General features: G+C 50.8%; 22 protein-coding genes, 1 pseudogene and 1 other annotated feature. Of the genes and pseudogenes, 9 read left to right on the forward strand and 14 right to left on the reverse strand.

The annotated features are described in order from the left end of the window. Positions 1–1,230, forward strand: a complete 1,230-nt coding sequence (locus HV350_RS14095; protein WP_181628749.1) for a NupC/NupG family nucleoside CNT transporter — start codon at positions 1–3, stop codon at positions 1,228–1,230. A 40-nt stretch (positions 1,231–1,270) separates the two neighbouring features. On the opposite strand, the gene ihfA is transcribed toward HV350_RS14095, so the two are convergent. From ihfA to thrS, 8 genes are all read right to left on the reverse strand, one after another. Next, positions 1,271–1,570, reverse strand: a complete 300-nt coding sequence (gene ihfA / locus HV350_RS14100) for an integration host factor subunit alpha (protein ID WP_003030571.1) — start codon at positions 1,568–1,570, stop codon at positions 1,271–1,273. Between the two features lie 4 nt (positions 1,571–1,574). Next, positions 1,575–3,962, reverse strand: a complete 2,388-nt coding sequence (pheT, locus tag HV350_RS14105) for a phenylalanine--tRNA ligase subunit beta (protein WP_181598302.1) — start codon at positions 3,960–3,962, stop codon at positions 1,575–1,577. A gap of 15 nt (positions 3,963–3,977) precedes the next feature. Next, a complete protein-coding gene (pheS, locus tag HV350_RS14110) occupies positions 3,978–4,961 on the reverse strand; it encodes a phenylalanine--tRNA ligase subunit alpha (RefSeq protein ID WP_016152865.1) in 984 nt (327 codons plus the stop codon). Positions 4,962–5,120: 159 nt separating this feature from the next. Then, positions 5,121–5,245, reverse strand: a sequence feature (Phe leader region). Then, positions 5,196–5,240, reverse strand: a complete 45-nt coding sequence (gene pheM, locus HV350_RS26520; protein ID WP_001386830.1) for a pheST operon leader peptide PheM — start codon at positions 5,238–5,240, stop codon at positions 5,196–5,198. (Overlaps the previous feature by 45 nt.) Positions 5,246–5,365: 120 nt before the next feature. Then, on the reverse strand, positions 5,366–5,722 hold the full coding sequence (rplT, locus tag HV350_RS14120) for a 50S ribosomal protein L20 (RefSeq protein WP_003030578.1): 357 nt from the start codon (positions 5,720–5,722) through the stop codon (positions 5,366–5,368). A gap of 55 nt (positions 5,723–5,777) precedes the next feature. Then, on the reverse strand, positions 5,778–5,975 hold the full coding sequence (rpmI, locus tag HV350_RS14125; RefSeq protein WP_003030583.1) for a 50S ribosomal protein L35: 198 nt from the start codon (positions 5,973–5,975) through the stop codon (positions 5,778–5,780). Positions 5,976–6,071: 96 nt separating this feature from the next. Beyond that, positions 6,072–6,614, reverse strand: a complete 543-nt coding sequence (gene infC, locus HV350_RS14130) for a translation initiation factor IF-3 (protein WP_048997935.1) — start codon at positions 6,612–6,614, stop codon at positions 6,072–6,074. Positions 6,615–6,617: 3 nt separating this feature from the next. Next, entirely contained in the window at positions 6,618–8,546 is a 1,929-nt protein-coding gene (thrS, locus tag HV350_RS14135) for a threonine--tRNA ligase (RefSeq protein WP_181628751.1), read from the reverse strand. A gap of 304 nt (positions 8,547–8,850) precedes the next feature. Here thrS and yniD point away from each other — a divergent pair, with 304 nt between their 5' ends. After that, a complete protein-coding gene (yniD, locus tag HV350_RS14140; RefSeq protein WP_003030590.1) occupies positions 8,851–8,958 on the forward strand; it encodes a small membrane protein YniD in 108 nt (35 codons plus the stop codon). Between the two features lie 167 nt (positions 8,959–9,125). Here yniD and HV350_RS14145 read toward each other — a convergent pair whose 3' ends face one another. Beyond that, positions 9,126–9,884 carry a YdiY family protein gene (locus HV350_RS14145; RefSeq protein ID WP_016152863.1) on the reverse strand — a complete coding sequence of 253 codons (759 nt, stop codon included), beginning with the start codon at positions 9,882–9,884 and terminating at the stop codon, positions 9,126–9,128. A gap of 287 nt (positions 9,885–10,171) precedes the next feature. Between HV350_RS14145 and pfkB the strand changes: the two genes are divergently transcribed. Further along, positions 10,172–11,101 (forward strand): 6-phosphofructokinase II, encoded by a 930-nt coding sequence (gene pfkB, locus HV350_RS14150; protein WP_047500833.1) that lies wholly within the window; start codon positions 10,172–10,174, stop codon positions 11,099–11,101. Between the two features lie 269 nt (positions 11,102–11,370). Further along, on the forward strand, positions 11,371–12,231 hold the full coding sequence (locus tag HV350_RS14155; RefSeq protein WP_016152861.1) for a fructosamine kinase family protein: 861 nt from the start codon (positions 11,371–11,373) through the stop codon (positions 12,229–12,231). A gap of 63 nt (positions 12,232–12,294) precedes the next feature. Here the strand turns inward: HV350_RS14155 and HV350_RS14160 are convergent, their stop codons facing one another. After that, the gene (locus HV350_RS14160) at positions 12,295–12,831 is read right to left on the reverse strand and encodes a YniB family protein (protein ID WP_019076635.1); all 537 of its coding nucleotides are present in this window, start codon (positions 12,829–12,831) and stop codon (positions 12,295–12,297) included. A gap of 168 nt (positions 12,832–12,999) precedes the next feature. On the opposite strand from HV350_RS14160, the gene hxpB reads away from it, so the two are divergent. The 4 genes and pseudogenes from hxpB (at position 13,000) to tcyP (ending at position 16,031) form a co-directional block, all read left to right on the forward strand. Then, positions 13,000–13,668, forward strand: a complete 669-nt coding sequence (hxpB, locus tag HV350_RS14165; RefSeq protein ID WP_016156335.1) for a hexitol phosphatase HxpB — start codon at positions 13,000–13,002, stop codon at positions 13,666–13,668. A gap of 30 nt (positions 13,669–13,698) precedes the next feature. Next, a pseudogene (locus tag HV350_RS14170) lies at positions 13,699–13,821 on the forward strand (SDR family oxidoreductase); the annotation flags it as partial. Positions 13,822–13,904: 83 nt separating this feature from the next. Beyond that, positions 13,905–14,504 carry a metal-dependent hydrolase gene (locus tag HV350_RS14175; RefSeq protein WP_087121839.1) on the forward strand — a complete coding sequence of 200 codons (600 nt, stop codon included), beginning with the start codon at positions 13,905–13,907 and terminating at the stop codon, positions 14,502–14,504. A 135-nt stretch (positions 14,505–14,639) separates the two neighbouring features. Next, positions 14,640–16,031, forward strand: a complete 1,392-nt coding sequence (tcyP, locus tag HV350_RS14180) for a cystine/sulfocysteine:cation symporter (RefSeq protein ID WP_019078417.1) — start codon at positions 14,640–14,642, stop codon at positions 16,029–16,031. A 65-nt stretch (positions 16,032–16,096) separates the two neighbouring features. Here tcyP and cedA read toward each other — a convergent pair whose 3' ends face one another. Further along, positions 16,097–16,339 (reverse strand): cell division activator CedA, encoded by a 243-nt coding sequence (cedA, locus tag HV350_RS14185; RefSeq protein WP_029139771.1) that lies wholly within the window; start codon positions 16,337–16,339, stop codon positions 16,097–16,099. A 212-nt stretch (positions 16,340–16,551) separates the two neighbouring features. On the opposite strand from cedA, the gene katE reads away from it, so the two are divergent. Then, positions 16,552–18,810, forward strand: a complete 2,259-nt coding sequence (gene katE / locus HV350_RS14190) for a catalase HPII (protein ID WP_181628752.1) — start codon at positions 16,552–16,554, stop codon at positions 18,808–18,810. A gap of 36 nt (positions 18,811–18,846) precedes the next feature. Here the strand turns inward: katE and chbG are convergent, their stop codons facing one another. The 3 genes from chbG to chbR all read right to left on the reverse strand — a co-directional run bounded on the left by chbG (position 18,847) and on the right by chbR (position 21,940). Continuing rightward, positions 18,847–19,605: a chitin disaccharide deacetylase gene (gene chbG / locus HV350_RS14195; RefSeq protein WP_019076632.1), complete on the reverse strand. Its 759-nt coding sequence runs from the start codon at positions 19,603–19,605 to the stop codon at positions 18,847–18,849. A gap of 12 nt (positions 19,606–19,617) precedes the next feature. Further along, on the reverse strand, positions 19,618–20,973 hold the full coding sequence (locus tag HV350_RS14200) for a 6-phospho-beta-glucosidase (RefSeq protein ID WP_016152854.1): 1,356 nt from the start codon (positions 20,971–20,973) through the stop codon (positions 19,618–19,620). A 124-nt stretch (positions 20,974–21,097) separates the two neighbouring features. Further along, complete coding sequence (gene chbR, locus HV350_RS14205; protein WP_085951046.1) at positions 21,098–21,940, reverse strand: transcriptional regulator ChbR; 843 nt, start codon at positions 21,938–21,940, stop codon at positions 21,098–21,100. Between the last annotated feature and the right edge of the window lie 10 nt (positions 21,941–21,950).

The following is a 21,950-nucleotide window of genomic DNA, read 5'->3' on the forward strand; positions in this document are numbered from 1 at the left end:
ATGCAGATACTCATCGTCATACTTGGCATTGTTGTCCTGTTACTCGTTGCCTGGCTATGTTCAGAAAATCGCAAAGCTATCCGGTTTCGCACTGTTGGCGGCGCCTTTGCAATCCAGGCTCTTTTTGCTGCATTTATCCTGTATGTCCCCTTAGGGGAAAAAATCTTACTCGCCATATCAAACAGTCTGTCAGGCATGCTGAACTATTCGTCGGAAGGGATTAACTTTCTCTTCGGTAATCTCGGACAGTTCAAAATGGGGTTTGTATTTGCCGTGCATGTTCTGCCGATTATCATTTTTATGTCAGCATTGTTCTCCGTGCTGTACTACCTGGGCATCATGCAGTGGATTATCCGCCTCATCGGTACGGGTATCCATAAACTGCTGCGCACCAGCCCGGCAGAATCCATGGCTGCAACGGCCAATATTTTTGCGGGCAATACTGACGTCTTCGTCCTGATGAAGCCTTATGCGCCACGCATGACGCGCTCAGAACTGTTTGCCCTCATGACAGGTGGTGTTGCCTCTATCGCAGGCTCAGTGCTGGTTGGCTATGCCAGTATGGGGATCGAAATTCGCTATCTGGTAGCCGCCTCTTTTATGTCAGCGCCAGGCGGTCTGTTAATGGCGAAAATGCTGTTTCCAGAAACGGAACCCGAAAATACTGCCGACGTGTCAGGCGATATGCTTGGTCAAGAGGAAAAGCCTATCAACATCGTTGAAGCGGCGACAAATGGCGCGACTATCGGGCTGAAGCTAGCCGCTAACGTGGGGGCAATGCTTCTGGCACTGATTGCATTAATTGCTATGGTGAACGGCTTGTTGGGCTGGTTTTGTGGCTTTTTCGGCTATGGTAACGTCACGCTACAATTTATCTTTAGTTACCTCTTTGCTCCGGTTGCCTGGCTGTTGGGCATTCCCGCTAACGAAGTCTTGCAAATTGGCAGCCTGTTAGGTCAAAAATTGGTGTTGAATGAGTTCGTCGCGTATACCAGCTTTATTCCAATGAAAGACCAACTGTCGGAATATTCGCAGATAATAACGATCATGGCGCTGGCTGGTTTTGCCAATTTGTCCTCTCCTGCTGCATTGATTGGCGTACTGGGGGGGATTGTGCCGGGGAAAAAAAGTTTCATTGCTAAAATGGGGCTTAAAGTGATCCTGGCGGGCACGTTGTCTAACCTGCTGAGCGCAGCACTGACCGGGCTGTTTTTCCTTCTGGCCCACTAAGAAAAAAGGCCGCATTCGCGGCCTTTTTAGTTAGTTCAGATTACTCTTCTTTCGGCGTTGCGTTTTCAACCCGGCTTTTTAACTTCTGTCCGGGTCTGAAGGTCACCACGCGCCGTGCTGTAATGGGAATATCTTCGCCCGTTTTCGGATTACGGCCCGGACGTTGATTCTTATCACGCAGATCGAAGTTACCAAAACCAGAGAGTTTTACCTGCTCACCATTTTCCAGAGCACGACGGATCTCTTCGAAAAACAGCTCGACCAGTTCTTTGGCATCCCGCTTGCTAAGCCCAAGCTTATCAAACAGATATTCTGACATTTCAGCTTTTGTAAGCGCCATAGGTTCAATCCCTCAATGATGCCTGGAATCGCTCTTTTAATGCCTCTACACATTTGGCGACGGTAGCGGCAATCTCCTCTTCTTCAAGTGTACGGCTGGTATCCTGAAGGATCAGGCTGATAGCGAGGCTCTTATAACCCTCCGCAACACCCTTACCGCGGTACACGTCAAACAAGTTTACGCCAACTACCTGATTTACGCCAACTTTCTTACATTCGGATAAAATATCCGCAGCGGGAACGTTTTCTGCCACAACGACTGCGATGTCGCGACGGTTCGCCGGGAAGCGAGAAACTTCACGCGCCTGAGGCACCACGCGGTCTGCGAGCTTGTTCCACTCCAGTTCAAACACCAGAGTGCGACCGTTCAGATCCAGTTTACGTTCCAGTTCAGGATGAACAACCCCAATGAAACCAATGCGTTCACCTTTCAGATAAATCGCCGCAGACTGCCCCGGATGCAGTGCTGGATTCGCTTCAGCTTTGAACTGAATATCCGCCAGCTTGCCGGTCAGGTCGAGAACCGCTTCCAGATCGCCTTTCAGATCATAGAAATCAACGGTCTCTTTTGCCAGATTCCAGTGTTCATCATGACGGTTACCGCAGATCGCGCCCGCCAGCATCAGATCCTGACGGATCCCGAGATTGGCCTGCGTGTCCGGTACGAAACGTAAACCCGTTTCGAAAATACGCACGCGGTTTTGCTGACGATTCTGGTTGTACACTACCGTAGACAGCAAGCCGGTCCACAGGGATAAACGCATTGCCGACATATCAATCGAGATTGGGCTTGGCAGTAGCAGCGATTCTTCACCCGGGTGCAGCAGCGACTGGACTTTCGGGTCGACAAAGCTGTAGGTAATAACTTCCTGGTAGCCTTTGTCATTCAGCATGGTTTTTACGCGTTTCAGCGACAAATCCGCTTCACGATGCGTACCCATGATAAGACCCGCCTGAATTGGCGTATTCGGGATATTGTCATAACCGTATACGCGGGCGACTTCTTCGACCAGGTCTTCTTCGATCTCCATATCGAAACGCCAGCTCGGCGCTACCGCTTTCCACTCATCTTGCCCTTCCGTAACATCACAACCCAGACGGCGCAGAATATCGCTCACCTGCTCATCCGCAATATGGTGTCCGATCAGACGATCAAGTTTGCTACGGCGAAGCGTAATGGTTGCGCGTTTTGGCAGCGAGGCTTCGTTCGTCACGTCAATGATTGGACCCGCTTCGCCGCCGCAGATATCAATCAGCAGGCGCGTAGCACGTTCCATGGCTTTATGTTGCAGCGCCGGATCGACACCACGCTCATAGCGGTGAGAGGCATCGGTGTGCAGACCGTGACGACGTGCGCGACCGGTAATAGACAGCGGGCTGAAGAACGCGCATTCCAGCAGGACGTTTTGCGTTTCATCATTCACACCGGAGTGCTCGCCACCAAAGATGCCGCCCATTGCCAGCGCTTTGTTATGGTCCGCAATCACCAGCGTATCCGCATTCAGCTTCGCTTCACTGCCGTCCAGCAATACCAGGGTTTCACCTTCTTTTGCCATGCGGACAACAATCCCGCCTTCAATGCGGTCTTTGTCGAATGCGTGCATCGGCTGGCCTAATTCGAGCAGCACATAGTTAGTCACGTCAACCACGGCATCGATCGAGCGGATGCCGCAACGACGCAGTTTTTCTTTCATCCACAGCGGGGTTGGCGCTTTAACGTTAATGCCTTTCACCACGCGGCCCAGATAGCGTGGGCAGGCTTCCACCGCGTCGACCTGAATCGGCAAGACGTCGCTAATGGTTGCGGCTACTGGCGCTATTTCCGGCTCAACCAGAGGGGCTTTGTTCAGTACAGCAACGTCACGTGCCACACCGATAATGCCTAAGCAGTCGGCGCGGTTCGGAGTGACGCTGATTTCGATAGTATTATCGTCAAGTTTCAGGTATTCACGGATATCGGTACCAATTGGTGCATCGACAGGCAGTTCGATAATACCGTTGTGATCGTCAGAAATACCCAGCTCGGAGAACGAGCACAGCATGCCTTCAGACGGCTCACCGCGCAGTTTTGCGGCTTTGATTTTGAAATCGCCCGGCAGAACGGCACCAACGGTTGCTACAGCCACCTTCAGCCCTTGACGGCAGTTTGGCGCACCGCAGACGATATCCAGCAGGCGGTCGCCGCCGACATTCACCTTGGTGACGCGCAGTTTGTCAGCGTTCGGATGCTGAGCGCACTCAACCACTTCGCCCACCACAACGCCGTTGAACGCGCCAGAAACAGGATCCACACCGTCAACTTCCAGACCCGCCATCGTGATTTGGTTTGACAACGCATCGCTATCAATCGCCGGGTTTACCCATTCGCGTAACCACAGTTCACTGAATTTCATTGTTTTATCCTGCCTTTATTTAAACTGTTTGAGGAAACGCAGATCGTTTTCGAAGAAAGAACGCAGATCGGTTACGCCGTAACGCAGCATGGTCAGACGCTCCATACCCATACCGAATGCAAAGCCAGAGTAGATTTCCGGATCGATACCGACGTTACGCAGCACATTCGGATGAACCATTCCGCAACCCAATACTTCCAGCCATTTGCCATTTTTACCCATCACATCGACTTCCGCAGAAGGTTCGGTGAACGGGAAGTAGGAAGGACGGAAACGAACCTGCAGGTCTTCTTCAAAGAAGTTGCGCAGGAAATCGTGCAGCGTGCCTTTCAGGTTGGTGAAGTTGATGTTGGTATCAACAATCAGACCTTCCATCTGATGGAACATTGGGGTGTGCGTCTGATCGTAGTCGTTACGATATACGCGGCCCGGAGCGATAATACGGATCGGCGGCTGTTTTTCTTTCATGGTGCGGATCTGCACGCCGGAAGTCTGCGTGCGCAGCAGACGAGTCGCATCAAACCAGAAAGTGTCGTGGTCAGCGCGCGCCGGGTGATGGCCAGGAATGTTCAGCGCATCGAAGTTATGATAGTCATCTTCAATTTCCGGACCGGTCGCCACGGTAAAGCCCAGCTCACCAAAGAAACTTTCAATGCGATCGATAGTCCGCGTTACCGGATGCAAACCGCCGTTTTCGATACGACGCCCAGGCAAGGAGATATCGATAGTTTCTTCAGCCAGACGAGCATTCAGCGCGGCATTTTCTAATTCGGCTTTACGCGCGTTCAGCGCTTGCTGAACCTGCTCTTTGGCTTCGTTTATCACCGCACCTGCTGCCGGGCGCTCTTCTGCCGGCAGTTCACGCAGGGTAGTCATCTGAAGGGTCAGGTGCCCTTTCTTGCCCAAATATTCGACGCGGACATTGTCTAACGCGGCAACATCTGAAGCCTGGTTAATGGCGGCCGTTGCACTGGCAACCAGCTCTGCGAGATGTGACATGGTTTTCCTCGTTATGTTGCGATATTCACTAGTCGCTCGTATATACACAAAATCATTCTGGCTGAGTCAAGACAGCAGTAGAGCGCTAATCCTCAGACAAATATGTGACTGGGGTAAGCGACTGCAGCCAACGCAGAGGCAGCCTGAAGGATAACGTGTATAAAAAAAGCCTCCACCAGGGAGGCTTTTAGGCGCTGTTTTCCGTTTCTTCTTTCACGCGCAAGCCTCCTGAGTTCAGGTGCTAAAGTAAAAGAAGAAGCGGAAAATAGCAGCATTCATGCTTGCGTTACCTTGTGTGGTAAAAACCGGACAACCTTTATTGAAAAGGCTTACGGATAAATTGTCAACCAATTGATTGCACTACAAATAAAAGAGAGGGAGCCAGGCTCCCTCTTTTCACCGGCTTATGCCAGAGCTGCTTTCGCTTTTTCGACCAGAGCGGTGAACGCTACTTTGTCGAATACTGCGATGTCAGCCAGGATCTTACGGTCGATTTCAACAGAGGCTTTTTTCAGGCCGTTGATGAATTTGCTGTAAGAAATACCGTTCTGACGTGCTGCTGCGTTGATACGCGCAATCCACAGTTGACGGAACTGACGCTTTTTCTGACGACGGTCACGATAAGCGTACTGACCAGCTTTGATAACAGCCTGGAAGGCAACGCGGTATACGCGAGAACGCGCACCGTAGTAGCCTTTAGCTTGTTTCAAAATTTTCTTGTGACGTGCACGGGCAACTACACCACGTTTTACGCGAGCCATATGTGCTCTCCTGTATCTATATTCTTAGTAAAAAAATTAATTAAACGTTAACGGCTTATGCGTACGGCAGGCACGCGATAACCAGACCCAGATCGCCTTTAGAAACGAGGCCTTTTGGACGCAGGTGACGTTTACGCTTAGTAGATTTTTTGGTCAGAATATGACGCAGGTTTGCGTGCTTACGCTTAAATCCACCACCACCGGTTTTTTTGAAGCGCTTAGCAGCACCGCGTACGGTCTTAATTTTTGGCATTTTAATAACTTCCACTTCGCATTGTTAATAAACGAAACGTAGGCGAACAACGGCAGTGGAACCCGCAGGCTCCACAGACATTGCTACTTGAAGGCCTTACTGTTTCTTCTTAGGAGCGAGCACCATGATCATCTGGCGGCCTTCGATCTTCGTAGGGAAGGATTCGACTACTGCCAGTTCACTCAGATCGTCACGGACGCGGTTGAGCACTTCCATACCGATCTGTTGGTGGGCCATCTCACGACCGCGAAAACGCAGCGTGATCTTAGCCTTATCGCCATCTTCCAGAAAGCGTACCAGGCTGCGGAGTTTTACCTGGTAATCGCCATCGTCGGTGCCAGGACGGAATTTAATTTCCTTAACCTGGATAACTTTTTGCTTTTTCTTCTGTTCCTTAGAAGACTTACTCTTTTCATAAAGGAACTTGCCGTAGTCCATAATACGACAAACTGGCGGTTCGGCGTTAGGGCTGATTTCAACTAAATCTACTCCAGCTTCTTCAGCTTTTTCGATCGCTTCTCTCAGACTCACAATACCCAAAGCTTCGCCTTCCAGACCTGTTAAGCGAACTTCCAGGGCGCGAATCTCGCCATTGATACGATTCGGACGTGCCGTTTGAACTCGTTTTCCGCCTTTAATACCTTATTCCTCCAGTTGTTGAAGACTGCGGCTGCGAATCTCTTGTTGCAGCTTCTCAATCACTTCATTTACGTCCAGGCTGCCCAAGTCTTTGCCACGACGGGTGCGCACGGCAACTTTGCCTGCTTCTACCTCTTTGTCGCCACAGACCAACATGTAAGGGACACGACGTAAAGTGTGCTCGCGGATTTTAAAGCCAATCTTCTCATTTCTCAAGTCTGCTTTTACACGAATACCCGCATTTTGTAGTTTCTGCGTTAATTCGTTGACGTATTCAGACTGTGAATCGGTGATGTTCATGACGACAACCTGAACTGGCGCAAGCCAGGTCGGGAAGAAGCCAGCGAACTCTTCGGTCAGGATACCGATGAAACGTTCCATCGACCCAAGAATTGCGCGGTGAATCATAACCGGCACCTGACGCTCGTTGTTTTCGCCAACATAAGAGGCGCTTAAACGGGACGGCAGAGAGAAGTCCAGCTGTACAGTACCGCACTGCCATGCACGATCGAGGCAGTCATACAGGGTAAATTCAATTTTCGGACCGTAGAATGCGCCCTCACCCAGTTGGTACTCAAACGGGATGTTGTTTTCTTCCAGCGCAACGGCCAGGTCAGCTTCAGCACGGTCCCACATTTCATCGCTACCGATACGTTTTTCGGGGCGAGTGGACAGTTTGACGACGATTTTCTCGAAGCCAAAGGTGCTATACATATCGTAGACCATACGAATGCAAGCGTTAACTTCATCACGGATCTGCTCTTCTGTACAGAAGATATGTGCATCATCCTGAGTGAAGCCACGAACACGCATCAGGCCATGCAGCGCGCCTGACGGCTCATTACGGTGGCAGCTACCAAACTCGGCCATACGCAACGGCAGATCACGATAGGATTTCAGACCCTGATTGAAGATCTGCACGTGGCCCGGGCAGTTCATGGGCTTAATGCAGTATTCACGGTTCTCAGAGGAGGTCGTGAACATCGCATCTTTGTAGTTATCCCAGTGACCTGTTTTTTCCCACAGCACGCGGTCCATCATGAACGGACCTTTAACTTCCTGATACTGGTATTCTTTCAGTTTTGAGCGAACAAAGACTTCCAGTTCACGGAAGATTGTCCAGCCATCATTGTGCCAGAACACCATACCCGGCGCTTCTTCCTGCATATGATACAGGTCAAGCTGCTTACCGATTTTACGGTGGTCGCGTTTGGCCGCTTCTTCCAGACGTTGCAGGTAGGCACTCAGGGCTTTTTTATCGGCCCACGCAGTACCATAAATACGCTGCAGCATCTTGTTATTGCTGTCGCCACGCCAGTATGCCCCAGCGGTCTTCATCAGTTTGAAGTGATGACAGAAACGCATGTTCGGCACGTGCGGGCCACGGCACATATCGACATATTCTTCATGATGGTACAAGCCAGGCTTGTCATCATGGGCAATGTTTTCATCAAGAATGGAGACTTTATAGGTCTCGCCACGCTTCACGAAGGTTTCACGCGCTTCGTACCAGCTGACTTTCTTCTTAATGACATCGTAGTTTTTCTCAGCGAGCTCGTGCATCCGCTTCTCGAGCGCGTCGACATCTTCCTGGGTTAGCGTACGGTCAAGATCGATATCGTAGTAAAAACCGTTATCAACAACCGGTCCGATCGCCATTTTGGTGTACGGCCAGAGTTGTTTGATCGCGTGCCCTAACAGGTGCGCACAGGAGTGACGAATGATCTCCAGACCTTCTTCATCCTTCGCGGTGATGATGGAGAGCTTCGCATCATGCTCAATCAGATCGGAAGCATCTACCAGCTCACCGTCAACACGGCCAGCAATAGTGGCTTTCGCCAGACCTGGACCGATGTCCAGCGCAACATCCATGGGGCTTACAGCGTGGTCGTAATGGCGTTGGCTGCCATCAGGAAGAGTAATAACAGGCATGTTATATCCTTATTTGCAGTGGTGACCCACACGTAAGATCACATACAAAGATTCAATATTTAAAATCATCAAAAAGGTGTGGGCTGATTCCCGCTTCACTCTGCGAAATATGTCACTGGTCGCCTTAATGGCTACACTGGACCTACACCCGCTTTTTGATAACACCGTTTGACAGTGTACACGGCATTACGAGCCGATCAAAGCAACAATCAACGCGCACTCTATGATGTAAATCAATTCACTGACACCCTGACGTTTTTGTTACACTTGTATAAAGTTATCTAACCTGAGCAGGAAAAGGACAATGCCAACAAATCGCTTTGCGAAGAAACACTGGAAGATGGTTGTGATACTGCTCGTTATTTGTGCGGCAATGCTGATGCTACGTTGGGCTGCGATGATCTGGGGTTAAAATACTGGCACACGCTGTTCCGGTTCCGTTGTATTTATCAATTAAATCGAATTCGTCTGAAAATAGCGCGTTATTGATAAGTATTAAAAATAAAACACAAATTTAATATTAAATAAATTTAACGTTAATTGAGAAAAGCCAGGCCAATTATTTGACCCGGCTTGTCATTACATACGATAGCCGAGTGACACAGTAGTACGACGATCGGTATGCTCCGGCGCTGTTGCCGGTGGTTCAGAGTTCCAGGTAACGTTGTAAGCCACCTTTAACCCAAAGTGTTCGTTGATAGCAACGTTCAAGGCCGTTTCAGAATTGAGCGTTGTATCGTCAGCACCAAATACCGACACACCTTGCGTAAACTTAGTATTGTCCGTCATCTGCCACGCATAGGCCCCGGACGCATAGCCCAGCGGCTGTGTTTCGGTGGTGCCATCCGTGTGCTCGTCATAGCGCACACCAGGACCGAATTCAAAACGGAAGCTGTGCACTGGTCCGTTGAGGAACTGACGACCATAACCTGCGGTCAGCACGTCACGCTCGCGATAGCCGTTGTAACGGTCGGTCAGCCAGCTTGCCTGCCCAAAGAGATAATCATAGTCGGTCATGTTGTAACGACTACGGCCACCTACGGCATATTTCTCTGATGAACGCTCATCATTTGAGGAGGTATTGCTGGCATTTCCCCACAAAGACCACGCCGTAGTTTGACCGTACCAGGTCATGGTGGTGTCTGCAGTTAAAGAAGAACTTTTTGTGTTGCCTGACTGGGCGAGATATCCCGCGTTCAGGTTACCTTCAAAGGGTTTTTTCGCGCTGGAAGGGTCATCCATGACAGTAAAAACGGAATCATCGGCGGCAGCCTGCATTGACGCAAGCAGGCCACCCGTCAGCAGTAACGCTGCGGGCACTGTCTTCAAAAGCTTCATTTATTAAGAGTCCGTACAACAAAAAAAGAGACCATAACGGTCTCGGAAACTTTCATATGGATCAATGACAAAAGACCCTTGAAAGGTAACAAATTATAAAAAGACTCGAATAACATAGCAATAAATTCTTATTTCATTTTTTGAATAAGAGCGTTCCTAAACCGTTTTTTTATTTATATATCTTTAACGCGATTATTTTAAATAAAGATATGAAAAATCATGTTGTTAATTACTTCACTTTCGGGGGGTTAAGTGCCAGACTGAGGACAGCCTAACAGGAGGTAAAGATGGTACGTATCTATACGTTAACACTTGCGCCCTCTCTCGATAGCGCAACAATCACGCCGCAAATCTACCCGGAAGGTAAGCTTCGCTGTACCTCGCCGGTTTTTGAACCCGGCGGCGGCGGCATCAACGTCGCTCGCGCAATTGCCCATCTTGGCGGCACCGCTACGGCCATCTTCCCTGCGGGTGGCGCCACCGGAGAGCATCTTGTTACTTTGCTCGCCGACGAAAATGTTCCCGTATCCACCGTCGAAGCTAAAGACTGGACCCGACAAAATCTCCATGTCCACGTTGAGTCCAGCGGCGAACAGTATCGCTTCGTCATGCCAGGCGCTGCGCTCACCGATGATGAGTTCTACCAGCTTCAGGATCAGGTGCTGGAAATTGAGTCTGGCGCACTGCTGGTTATTAGCGGCAGTTTGCCGCCTGGCGTACAGCTTGAGAAGCTGACCCGGCTCATTACCACAGCACAAAAACAAGGGATTCGCTGTATCGTCGATAGTTCTGGCGAAGCGCTGGCGGCAGCATTAACCATCGGCAATATCGAACTGGTCAAACCTAACCTCAAAGAACTGAGCGCGCTGGTGAATCGCGAACTCACGCAGCCCGATGATGTGCGCAACGCCGCACAAGAAATCGTGCAAAGCGGAAAAGCGCATCGCGTAGTAGTCTCGCTTGGACCACAAGGAGCGCTGGGCGTTGATCGTGAAACCTGTGTCCAGGTGGTTCCGCCACCGGTGAAGAGTCAAAGTACCGTAGGCGCGGGCGACAGTATGGTCGGGGCCATGACGCTTAAACTGGCTGAGAGCGCACCTTTTGCAGATATTGTTCGTTACGGTGTCGCCGCAGGTAGCGCCGCCACCCTGAATCAGGGTACGCGTCTGTGCGCTTTAGACGATACGCAAAAAATATACGCGTATCTGGCTCAGTAATAACGGCTTCCCCTTGTCTAGATACAAGGGGATTTCCCCGTAAAACTGTCGGCATGGGTGTTATACGTCTATGATAAAAAATCACATGATTACAAAGAAGTGAATCATGTGCGACCGGGCGTCTTCACAACGATGCGAGGTGAAGAAGAACGACACACATTAAGTGCCTTTCCAGCGATGACGCGTCCGTGGTGTGCGTCAGTTCGTGTTTTTTAACCGCATTCTTGCGCTAACCTTATGATCTGGCAGACAACATGGGGAGAGACATCATGTGGCAGGCTATCAGTCGTCTTTTAAGCGAGCAATTAGGTGAAGGCGAAATCGAACTGCGTAACGAACTGCCCGGCGGAGAGATCCACGCCGCATGGCATTTACGCTATGCGGGGCGCGATTTTTTCGTTAAATGCGATGAAAGAGAGCTGTTAACCGGCTTTACGGCGGAAGCCGATCAGCTGGAGCTACTTTCTCGCAGTCAAACCGTATCTGTACCGAAAGTCTGGGCGGTAGGCGCAGACAGAGATTACAGCTTTCTGGTGATGGATTTCCTCCCTCCCCGTCCGCTTGATGCGCACAACGCGTTTATCCTCGGCCAACAGTTGGCGCATTTGCATGAATGGAGCGATCAGCCGCAGTTTGGGCTCGACTTTGATAATGCGCTCTCTACCACGCCGCAGCCCAACACCTGGCAACGTCGCTGGTCAACCTTTTTTGCTGAGCAGCGTATTGGCTGGCAGCTGGAACTCGCCGCTGAAAAAGGCATTGCGTTTGGCAATATCGACGCCATTGTCGAGCATGTTCAGCAGCGTCTCTCTTCTCATCAGCCGCAGCCATCTCTTCTGCATGGTGATTTGTGGTCCGGGAACTGCGCCCTCGGCCCGAACGGCCCGTACATCTTTGACCCTGCCTGCTACTGGGGGGACAGAGAGTGTGACCTGGCAATGCTGCCGTTACATACCGATCAGCCGCCGCAACTCTATGACGGTTATCAGTCTGTTTCTCCGCTACCATTGGATTTTCTCGACAGACAGCCTGTCTACCAGCTCTATACGCTGCTGAACAGGGCTATTCTGTTCGGGGGACAGCATCTGGTCGTGGCGCAGAAAGCGCTGGACAGGTTACTGGCGGCTTAGCAAAGTCGCCGTTGCTTATCTGGCCTGGCGTTTCGCAACGCGTCAGGCCTGATAGTGCAGCAGTTACAAAAAACCCAGTAATGAAAAGAAGAAGTAGCCAATCACGATAACGATCACCGGCAAAATATAGAGCGGGAAAATTTGTAAAAAGATCGTATGGTGCGGTACCACAATACGCGACTCAAGTTGCTCGCGAGATAACCCTTCACTGCCCTTTGCCTGTTCCAGAATCAACTGATCCTCAACGCCCTCGCGTAAATAACGCGCCTGACGGCTCATTCTGGCGCCTGAATCCTGCAACGCCAGACCGATAAAAATCAGAATGAAAATCAGCCAAAAAACGAGATTCAGTCCACTTTGAAAATCGGGCGTCGGCGAGTTATACCAAAACACGTTAAGAAAAGGTGTGTTCACGCGCATCATGTCGATCATCACGTGTGCAAAATCGAGCATGACCGCGTTAATCCCTTCCTGCTTTTCGCTGTGCGCATACATAAACTTCAGTACTGAAACCAGGGTTGAAATCAGCGCGGGAATGAAAATCACCCATCCCACCAGCCTTTTCAAGATGGCAATGCGTCCAGCTTGTTGATACGTCATGAGTTCCCCTTGATTAAGACGTGTCATTTTGGCCTAAGTTTACCCGTTGATTATCGTTTTCGCCTGATCTTTAAAGGCGGTATACTGCTGAATTAGCCATAATGAACGCTCAGAGCCCGTCCTGGCTGGCTCTTAATCCCTTTTATCACCCGTAAAGGAGAGGTTGTGATGTCAACCCCGCGTCAAATTCTTGCTGCAATTTTCGATATGGATGGATTACTGGTCGATTCTGAACCGCTTTGGGATCAGGCCGAACTGGATGTGATAGCAAGTTTAGGCGTTGATATCTCCCGCCGCCATGAACTTCCCGATACACTTGGCTTACGCATCGACATGGTGGTTGATTTGTGGTTTGCACAGCAACCGTGGAACGGTCCCTCACGTCAGGAAGTTACTGAGCGCATCATTACCCGGGCAATTGCGTTAGTTGAAGAAACAAAACCACTGCTGCCGGGCGTGCGTGAGGCCGTGGCATTGTGTAAATCTCAGGGGTTGAAAGTAGGACTGGCATCCGCCTCGCCGCTGCATATGCTGGAAAAAGTGCTAACCATGTTTGATCTGCGCAGCAGCTTCGACGCACTGGCTTCTGCGGAAAAACTGCCCTACAGCAAACCGCACCCGCAGGTTTATCTCGATTGCGCGGCGAAACTGGGCATTGACCCTATAAACTGCGTAGCACTGGAAGACTCGGTGAACGGCATGATTGCTTCGAAAGCCGCCCGTATGCGTTCCATCGTAGTACCTGCGCATGAAAATCAGGACGATCCTCGCTTCGTTCTGGCCGACGTCAAACTGGCCTCGCTCACCGAACTCACTGCCGCCCACCTGCGCGGCTAATCCTGCGACGGGCAATGATCGCATTGCCCGCCTGCCGGACGCTGGGGCACGCCTGATGACCTGAAAGGCCCGGTCGTGTTCCTCGCAAGTGCAGCCTCGGACTATATACATGGCTATACGCTGGTCGTGGATGGCGGTTGGCTGGCGCGGTAAAGGCGCACTTGTGACAAAGGGTTACAACGTCACCTCTTCCGCCTACTGTATAAAACCCCTATACTGTATGAATCGACAGTTTATTGGGTTTTATCATGACGGCGGAAGGTCACCTTCTTTTTTCTATTGCCTGTGCGGTATTTGCCAAGAATGCCGAGCTAACGCCCGTTCTTGCGCAGGGTGACTGGTGGCATATTGTTCCTTCAGCCATTTTGACGTGCTTACTGCCGGATATCGATCATCCCAAATCCCTGCTGGGGCAGCGTCTGAAGTGGGTATCAAAGCCCATTGCCCGGGCATTTGGTCATCGCGGGTTTACGCATAGCCTGCTGGCGGTTTTTGCCCTGCTGGCCACGTTTTACCTGAAAGTCCCTGATACCTGGATAATTCCAGCGGATGCCTTACAAGGTATGGTTCTCGGTTATCTCAGCCACATTCTGGCCGACATGTTGACCCCGGCGGGCGTCCCCCTGCTTTGGCCCTGCCGCTGGCGTTTTCGTCTGCCTATCCTCGTGCCGCAAAAAGGCAACCAACTGGAGCGGTTTCTGTGCATGGCGCTGTTCGCGTGGGCAATCTGGATGCCGCAGACCGTACAAGAGAACAGTGCGGTGCGCTGGTCATCACAGATGATAAATACGCTGCAAATGCAGTTTAATCGTTTTATAACGCACCAGGTTGACTAATAAATCAGCCAAAAAGTTATTTTTGGTATAAACAATTCCATTTGAATATAAGAGGCAAGTCACAGTTCTGCTAATCTTGCGCCAACAGAATCACCGTCACACGGTGATACGCATAATAAGATCAGGAGAACGGGGATGAACTATCCATTAATCGCGAACATTATCGTGTTCGTAGTGCTGCTGTTCGTGCTGGCGCAAGCCCGTCACAAGCAGTGGAGTCTGGCAAAAAAAGTACTGGTCGGTCTGGTCATGGGTGTGGTGTTTGGCCTCGCCCTGCACACCATTTATGGTTCCGACAGCCAGGTTCTTAAAGATTCCGTACAGTGGTTCAACATTGTCGGCAACGGTTACGTCCAACTGCTGCAGATGATTGTCATGCCGCTGGTGTTTGCGTCTATTCTCAGCGCCGTTGCGCGTCTGCACAACGCCTCTCAGTTAGGTAAAATCAGCTTCCTGACCATCGGTACACTGCTGTTTACTACGCTGATTGCCGCGCTGGTAGGGGTTCTGGTGACCAACCTGTTCGGCCTGACCGCAGAAGGTCTGGTGCAAGGTGGGGCCGAAACCGCTCGTCTGAACGCGATTGAAACCAACTATGTTGGCAAAGTAGCTGACCTCAGCGTTCCACAACTGGTGTTGTCGTTTATCCCGAAAAACCCGTTTGCCGATCTGACCGGAGCTAACCCGACGTCAATTATCAGCGTGGTTATCTTCGCTGCATTCCTCGGTGTTGCCGCACTGAAGCTGCTGAAAGATGATGCGCCGAAAGGCGAGCGTGTACTGGTTGCTATCGATACCCTGCAAAGCTGGGTGATGAAGCTGGTTCGTTTGGTGATGCAGTTGACACCGTACGGTGTTCTGGCGCTGATGACCAAAGTGGTTGCGGGCTCCAACCTGCAGGACATCATCAAGCTGGGTAGCTTCGTCGTGGCCTCTTATCTCGGTCTGGGGATTATGTTCGTGGTACACGGGATCCTGTTGGGTGTTAACGGCGTTAGCCCGCTGAAATACTTCCGCAAGGTGTGGCCGGTGCTGACTTTCGCCTTCACCAGCCGTTCCAGCGCAGCCTCAATTCCGCTGAACGTTGAAGCGCAAACCCGTCGTCTGGGCGTGCCTGAATCCATCGCCTCTTTTGCCGCATCCTTTGGCGCCACCATTGGCCAGAACGGTTGTGCAGGGCTGTACCCGGCAATGCTGGCAGTAATGGTCGCCCCGACCGTCGGGATCAACCCGCTGGACCCGATGTGGATTGCCACGCTGGTTGGTATCGTAACCGTCAGTTCCGCAGGGGTTGCGGGTGTGGGTGGCGGTGCAACGTTTGCCGCGCTGATCGTCCTGCCAGCTATGGGTCTGCCGGTCACGCTGGTTGCGCTGCTGATTTCCGTTGAGCCGCTGATCGATATGGGTCGTACCGCGCTGAACGTGAGCGGTTCTATGACAGCCGGTACGCTGACCAGCCAATGGCTGAAACAGACCGATAAAACAATTCTGGACAGCGACGATAACGCCGAACTGGCGCATCGCTAAATCTGTTAGATCTGAAAAACAAAAAACCGCCGGAGTGTCATGCTCCGGCGGTTTTTTTATATCCATTAATCGCTCAGTTCATTTTCCTGGCGAACCTGATTAGCCCAGCGTTGCGCTGATTCCGGGACCGTAAATGCAGGCGAACGCTGAAACGCCTCCCCTATTAAGACAAAAGCGACATATTTTCCGCGCAGTATCCATACGTCACGAAACGCATCCATTTTAACTGCATGCTCTGGTGGGGCTGGCTCCACGCGAGGAACATAGCTAATTACCGGACGATTTTGTTGGCGAAGAGGTTTCATAATCAGTTGCTTCACTAAAGACTAATTCTAAAAATCAGAAAACGGCTATCTTAGCCGATTTTGCCTCCTGACGTCCTGCCTTGCGTGCGCTGTTTGCCTGGTTCATCGCGCTTTACGCCCTCGGTCAGTTCCTGCACCACTGAGCAAGTGGTCTATAGTTAAAGCTTTTGACGGCAACAACGACCTTTAAGCGATGAAAACAGGAGACGAGTTTAATGTCACAGAATGATAAGCACCCACTCCATCACTCAGCGCCGGTTCATGATGCCAGCGAATCCCAGCCAGGACTTGACTCACTGGCGCCAGCAGACGGTTCACATCGGCCAACACCTGAACCCACGCCACCAGGAATGCAGCCCACTACGTCCGGCAGCTTAAAAGCGCCTGACACCAAAAGTGACAAACTCAACGCGCTGGAAAGTTTTCGCAAAGGCAGCGAAGATTTTGCTCTGACAACCAATCAGGGAGTGCGCATCGCGGACGATCAGAACTCTCTGCGCGCAGGAAACCGTGGGCCAACTCTGCTGGAAGACTTTATCCTGCGGGAAAAAATCACCCATTTTGATCACGAACGCATCCCGGAGCGGATCGTACATGCCCGAGGTTCGGCCGCTCATGGTTACTTTCAGCCCTATGCCAGTCTCAGCGCGACAACGAAAGCGGACTTTCTGAGTGATGAAAATAAAATCACCCCGGTTTTTGTCCGTTTCTCTACGGTTCAGGGCGGCGCAGGCTCAGCGGATACGGTCAGAGATATTCGAGGATTTGCGACCAAATTTTATACTGAGGAGGGCATTTTCGATCTGGTGGGAAACAACACGCCAGTCTTCTTCATTCAGGATGCCCATAAATTCCCGGATTTCGTTCATGCGGTAAAACCGGAGCCGCATTGGGCTATCCCACAGGGTCAAAGCGCCCACGATACCTTTTGGGATTATGTCTCGTTACAGCCAGAAACGTTGCACAACGTTATATGGGCGATGTCCGACCGGGGTATTCCACGCAGCTATCGCACGATGGAAGGCTTTGGCATTCACACGTTCCGGTTGATAAATGCGCAAGGGAAAGCCACCTTTGTCCGTTTTCACTGGAAACCGCTGGCGGGCAAAGCTTCGCTGGTATGGGATGAAGCGCAAAAACTTACCGGTCGTGATCCCGATTTTCATCGCCGCGATCTGTGGGAAGCTATTGAAGCAGGCGATTATCCGGAATACGAACTGGGGCTGCAGCTCATTCCTGAAGAAGACGAATTCAAGTTCGATTTTGACCTGCTCGACCCGACCAAGCTGATCCCGGAAGAGCTGGTTCCGGTACAACGCGTTGGTAAAATGGTGCTGAACCGTAATCCGGATAATTTCTTCGCCGAAAATGAACAAGTCGCTTTTCATCCCGGACACATCGTCCCTGGTATCGATTTTACCAACGATCCCTTGCTGCAAGGCCGCTTGTTTTCTTATACCGATACCCAGATCAGTCGCCTGGGCGGGCCCAACTTCCATGAAATCCCGATTAATCGCCCGACCTGCCCGTACCATAATTTCCAGCGTGACGGCATGCATCGTATGGACATCGATACCAACCCGGCCAACTATGAACCTAATTCCATCAATGATAACTGGCCGCGTGAAACGCCGCCGGGGCCAAAACGCGGTGGATTTGAATCGTATCAGGAACGGATTGAAGGAAACAAAATCCGCGAACGTAGCCCCTCTTTTGGCGAATACTATGCGCACCCTCGCCTGTTCTGGCTAAGTCAGACGCCAATTGAACAGCAGCATATTATCGGCGGATTCAGCTTCGAACTCAGCAAAGTTACGCGCCCCTATATTCGGGAAAGAGTGGTCGAACAGTTAGCCCATATTGATACAGCCCTCGCCGAGGCGGTTGCCGATAATCTCGGTTTTGAGCTAACCGAGGAACAGGCCAAAATCACCCCACCGGCCAACGTCAATGGTTTGAAAAGTGCGCCGTCACTCAGTTTATATGCGGGTGCGCAAGGTGAGATTAAGGGCCGCGTGGTCGCCATTCTACTTAATGACCAGGTGAAATCGGGCGACCTGCTTGCCATCATGCAAGCCTTACAGGCCAAAGGCGTTCACGCCAAACTGCTCTATTCCCGAATGGGTAATGTGGTTGCCGATGATGGTTCCGTCCTGACAATCGCCGGTACCTTTGCGGGTTCACCATCGCTGACCGTCGATGCGGTTATCGTTCCGTGTGGCAATATCGCAGATATCGCTATGAACGGTGATGCCCGATATTACTTACTCGAAGCGTATAAGCACTTAAAACCTATCGCACTGGCTGGCGATGCGCGTCAGTTTAAAGCAACGTTGGATATCAAAACTGAAGGAGAAGAAGGCGTGGTGGAGGCAGACAGTGCAGACGCACAGTTTATGGATACCCTGCTGACGCTAATGACTGCGCACCGCGTCTGGTCACGCGCCGGAAAAATCGACACGATCCCTGCCTAAAAAAATGCGGCGCATTATGCGCCGCAAACTCAGGAGTTAGACGTTCAGAAAACTGCCAAGACGATAACCGCGCTCCGCAATAGCATATTTCAGTGACGGAGACGTCAGCACGTCGAGCTCAGTTAAGCGGGGGTAACAGTAGGCACTTTGACGAATAATGTCATCGATAAAGGCCGGATGACACATCACTTCCAGCGAGGACTCTCCCCGGTCTGCTGACGCGTCAAGCGTTTGCAAAAACAGGGCTTCAGAAATCGCTTCGCCATAAAACTCGCTGCTGAATCCCTGGGAAGTCCGTAACGTCTGCGGAAAGTCAGACGCCTGGAATACCGTCTGACGATCGATCCGTAACGCAATCCCCCGTTGGGCAGCAAACCCGGCCACGATAGGGAAAATCTGCGGGAACATATGCACATGGTGATGGCTATCCAGATGCGTTGGCTCCCGCCCGAACAGGTCAATAAAACGCTGATACTGCGCGGCCAGTTCCTGAGAAATTTCATCCAACGGCAAGGTGTCTTCTTCAGCCATCTGCCAGATCCATTTTCCCAGTAACCCGTCACGAGTAAGGCCTGGCATTGCCGTCAACGGCCTGCCCAGCGTCAGAACAAAATGCATCCCAACGGCAAGTTCAGGTATATCGCGACTCAGCTGTACCGCATGGTCAATGGCTGCGCCATTAACCAGTGCGGTTGTCGAGGTGACCACGCCATTGCGACAGGCTTCAACAATGCCGTAGTTTTGTCCTTTACTCAGGCCAAAATCATCCGCATTTACAATCAGTACGCGTTCCATAGCCGACCTCAGTTAGTGTTGTTCGCTTTTGAGTTTCTCGATACACCCGGCGAAGTTTGGCAGCCATTTTTCATGCGCCAGAATCAGCTCACGCGCCAGAATCTCGGCATCGCTGTCAGAATGCACCAGCGGGCTCAGGTTCAACGCCAGCAGCACATCATTCAGTTCGCCGCTCAGTGCCGCATTGCTCGCCGCGACTTCAAAGCCTTTTATGGTATAGATAAGGCCCAGCACTTTCTCATCAAAATGGGTAATACGTGGGTGCGGCGTGGCGCCGTTGCGTCCCAGTGTACAGGTCATCTCAACCGCCCAGTCCGCCGGGATATTGTCAACATGCCCATGATGTGGAACGTTGACATAGTGCTCGGTCTGTTTGTCGTTGTAGATGGCGTTGATCACTTCACAGGCCGCATCGGAGTAATAGGCTCCACCACGCTGTTCCAGCTCTTTCGGTTTCACGTTCAAATCCGGGTTTTTGTAGAGATCAAACAGTTGTTTCTCCACTTTCTGTACCACCTGAGCGCGAGCGCCGCCCTTATAGTATTCACCCATTTCAATCGCCAGCATCTCTTTTGGCTTGAAGTAATAGAGCAAATATGAGCACGGCAGCAGCTTCAGCGAGCGAATCAACCCTTCACTGAACGGCAGATCGAAGATGTTCTTCACGGTGGAGGCTTTCAGTTGACCTGAAGCCACGCCATCCAACAGTTCATCAAAGCGTGATTTACCATTCACCAGTACGTCTTTAATAAAGACCATATGGTTCAGACCGAACAGATCGATGGATAAGTCATCGCTCTCTTTCAGCGCCAGCACATCGCTAATGAACATTTTCATGCCGACAGGAATATTACATACACCGATGAATTTCTTAAAATTCGTATGGCGATAGACCGCTTCCGTCACCATCCCGGCCGGGTTAGTAAAGTTAATCACCCACGCATTCGGGCACAGTTCTTCCACATCTTTGACAATATCAAAGATAACCGGAATAGTACGCAGACCTTTGAACAGCCCACCAGCGCCGTTGGTTTCCTGCCCCAGATACCCGTGGCTCAGCGGAATGCGTTCATCCTTTTCGCGGGCTTTCAGTTGCCCTACGCGCAGCTGGGTGGTAACGAAATCAGCATCTTTCAGCGCTTCACGGCGGTCCAGCGTTTTAAACAACTTCATCGGCACGCCAGCTTTATCGATCATGCGCTGGCAAAGGTCAAAAATAATGTCCAGCTTCTCTTTTCCATCGTCGACATCAACCAGCCACAATTCAGAAACCGGTAATTCATGATAGCGCTTAATAAAGCCTTCAAGTAACTCAGGGGTGTAGCTGCTCCCGCCACCGATAGTGACGACTTTTAATTTCTGGCTCATACTTTCTCCCTTCAGTGTCAAAACACTGACGTGTATTATGCTCAACCCGTTTGTCAGGTATAGCGTGGCTGTCCCGACGCTATTTTGGGCAAGCTATAAAAAATGGGTTATTGGCAAATAATATCTACTGATTAAATTCAGTTAATTTCTTACGATAGCTATTAGGTGTAAATGACGTCAGCTTTTTAAACGTTTTAATAAACAGACTTGGACTACTGTAGCCAGATTCGTAAGCAATATCCGTTACAGAATAGTTAGTCATTTCCAGCTGTTTTTTAGCAAAGTTAATGCGGATTTCATTAATGATCTGCATCGGCGTTTTGCTGTAATAACGCTGGGTTGCGCGGGTCAGATACTCCTGGGATTTCGCGGACAGGTGTACCATGTTTTCCAGCGCATTCTCGCTAAACTGCCGTTTGTCATGCATGGTCTCCACGGTGGTTTTAAGCCACTGCGGAATATCATCCAGCACCTGCTCTTCGCGATGATGGCGCAACCGGTTAATAATATAGAAGGTGACCACTTCTACAAATTCATCCAGCCCACTCTCGCGAAAGTTCAGTGATGCAATAACCGTTTCAATGTAAGTGAGAAACGAATTATTCGCCCGATAGACCTGTGATGCAACGAAACAAAATGGCAGCAGCGGGTGGTAGTGCTGTTCAAAAAAGCGTTTACTGATACCGACGTTCAGGATCCTTGTCGCCCCAAAATCATAAAAACTCTGGTGGTGCGATCCCAATGGAATAAAAACAAAGTCCCCGCGTTCGAGCAATACGCGTTTACCGTTGATTTCCTGATAATAGCGCCCGGTTAAAACCAGGGTAAATTCGTAGTAGTCATGCTGGTGCAGCCCGCTGATGCTCTCAGTTTTGTTATAGATGAACACATGGAAATTTTTGCCATTAAACAGCTGCTGCTCATAGACGGTTTTGATTTCCGGTGCGTTAATCTGTAGCTGCATTATGCACTCCTCG

Source organism: Citrobacter sp. RHBSTW-01013 (genome assembly GCF_013781985.1).
GTDB classification, from domain to species: domain Bacteria; phylum Pseudomonadota; class Gammaproteobacteria; order Enterobacterales; family Enterobacteriaceae; genus Citrobacter; species Citrobacter braakii.

Excerpts from the sequence above, each read along its gene's own strand:
- HV350_RS14095 (WP_181628749.1), top strand. The coding sequence starts at position 1 with ATGCAGATACTCATCGTCATACTTGGCATTGTTGTCCTGTTACTCGTT.
- HV350_RS14200 (WP_016152854.1), bottom strand. The coding sequence starts at position 20,973 with ATGAGCCAGAAATTAAAAGTCGTCACTATCGGTGGCGGGAGCAGCTAC.
- rplT (WP_003030578.1), bottom strand. The coding sequence starts at position 5,722 with ATGGCTCGCGTAAAACGTGGTGTAGTTGCCCGTGCACGTCACAAGAAA.
- katE (WP_181628752.1), top strand. The coding sequence starts at position 16,552 with ATGTCACAGAATGATAAGCACCCACTCCATCACTCAGCGCCGGTTCAT.
- rpmI (WP_003030583.1), bottom strand. The coding sequence starts at position 5,975 with ATGCCAAAAATTAAGACCGTACGCGGTGCTGCTAAGCGCTTCAAAAAA.
- HV350_RS14160 (WP_019076635.1), bottom strand. The coding sequence starts at position 12,831 with ATGACGTATCAACAAGCTGGACGCATTGCCATCTTGAAAAGGCTGGTG.
- thrS (WP_181628751.1), bottom strand. The coding sequence starts at position 8,546 with ATGCCTGTTATTACTCTTCCTGATGGCAGCCAACGCCATTACGACCAC.
- hxpB (WP_016156335.1), top strand. The coding sequence starts at position 13,000 with ATGTCAACCCCGCGTCAAATTCTTGCTGCAATTTTCGATATGGATGGA.
- HV350_RS14155 (WP_016152861.1), top strand. The coding sequence starts at position 11,371 with ATGTGGCAGGCTATCAGTCGTCTTTTAAGCGAGCAATTAGGTGAAGGC.
- HV350_RS14145 (WP_016152863.1), bottom strand. The coding sequence starts at position 9,884 with ATGAAGCTTTTGAAGACAGTGCCCGCAGCGTTACTGCTGACGGGTGGC.
- pheT (WP_181598302.1), bottom strand. The coding sequence starts at position 3,962 with ATGAAATTCAGTGAACTGTGGTTACGCGAATGGGTAAACCCGGCGATT.
- chbG (WP_019076632.1), bottom strand. The coding sequence starts at position 19,605 with ATGGAACGCGTACTGATTGTAAATGCGGATGATTTTGGCCTGAGTAAA.
- ihfA (WP_003030571.1), bottom strand. The coding sequence starts at position 1,570 with ATGGCGCTTACAAAAGCTGAAATGTCAGAATATCTGTTTGATAAGCTT.
- pfkB (WP_047500833.1), top strand. The coding sequence starts at position 10,172 with ATGGTACGTATCTATACGTTAACACTTGCGCCCTCTCTCGATAGCGCA.
- tcyP (WP_019078417.1), top strand. The coding sequence starts at position 14,640 with ATGAACTATCCATTAATCGCGAACATTATCGTGTTCGTAGTGCTGCTG.
- yniD (WP_003030590.1), top strand. The coding sequence starts at position 8,851 with ATGCCAACAAATCGCTTTGCGAAGAAACACTGGAAGATGGTTGTGATA.
- pheS (WP_016152865.1), bottom strand. The coding sequence starts at position 4,961 with ATGTCACATCTCGCAGAGCTGGTTGCCAGTGCAACGGCCGCCATTAAC.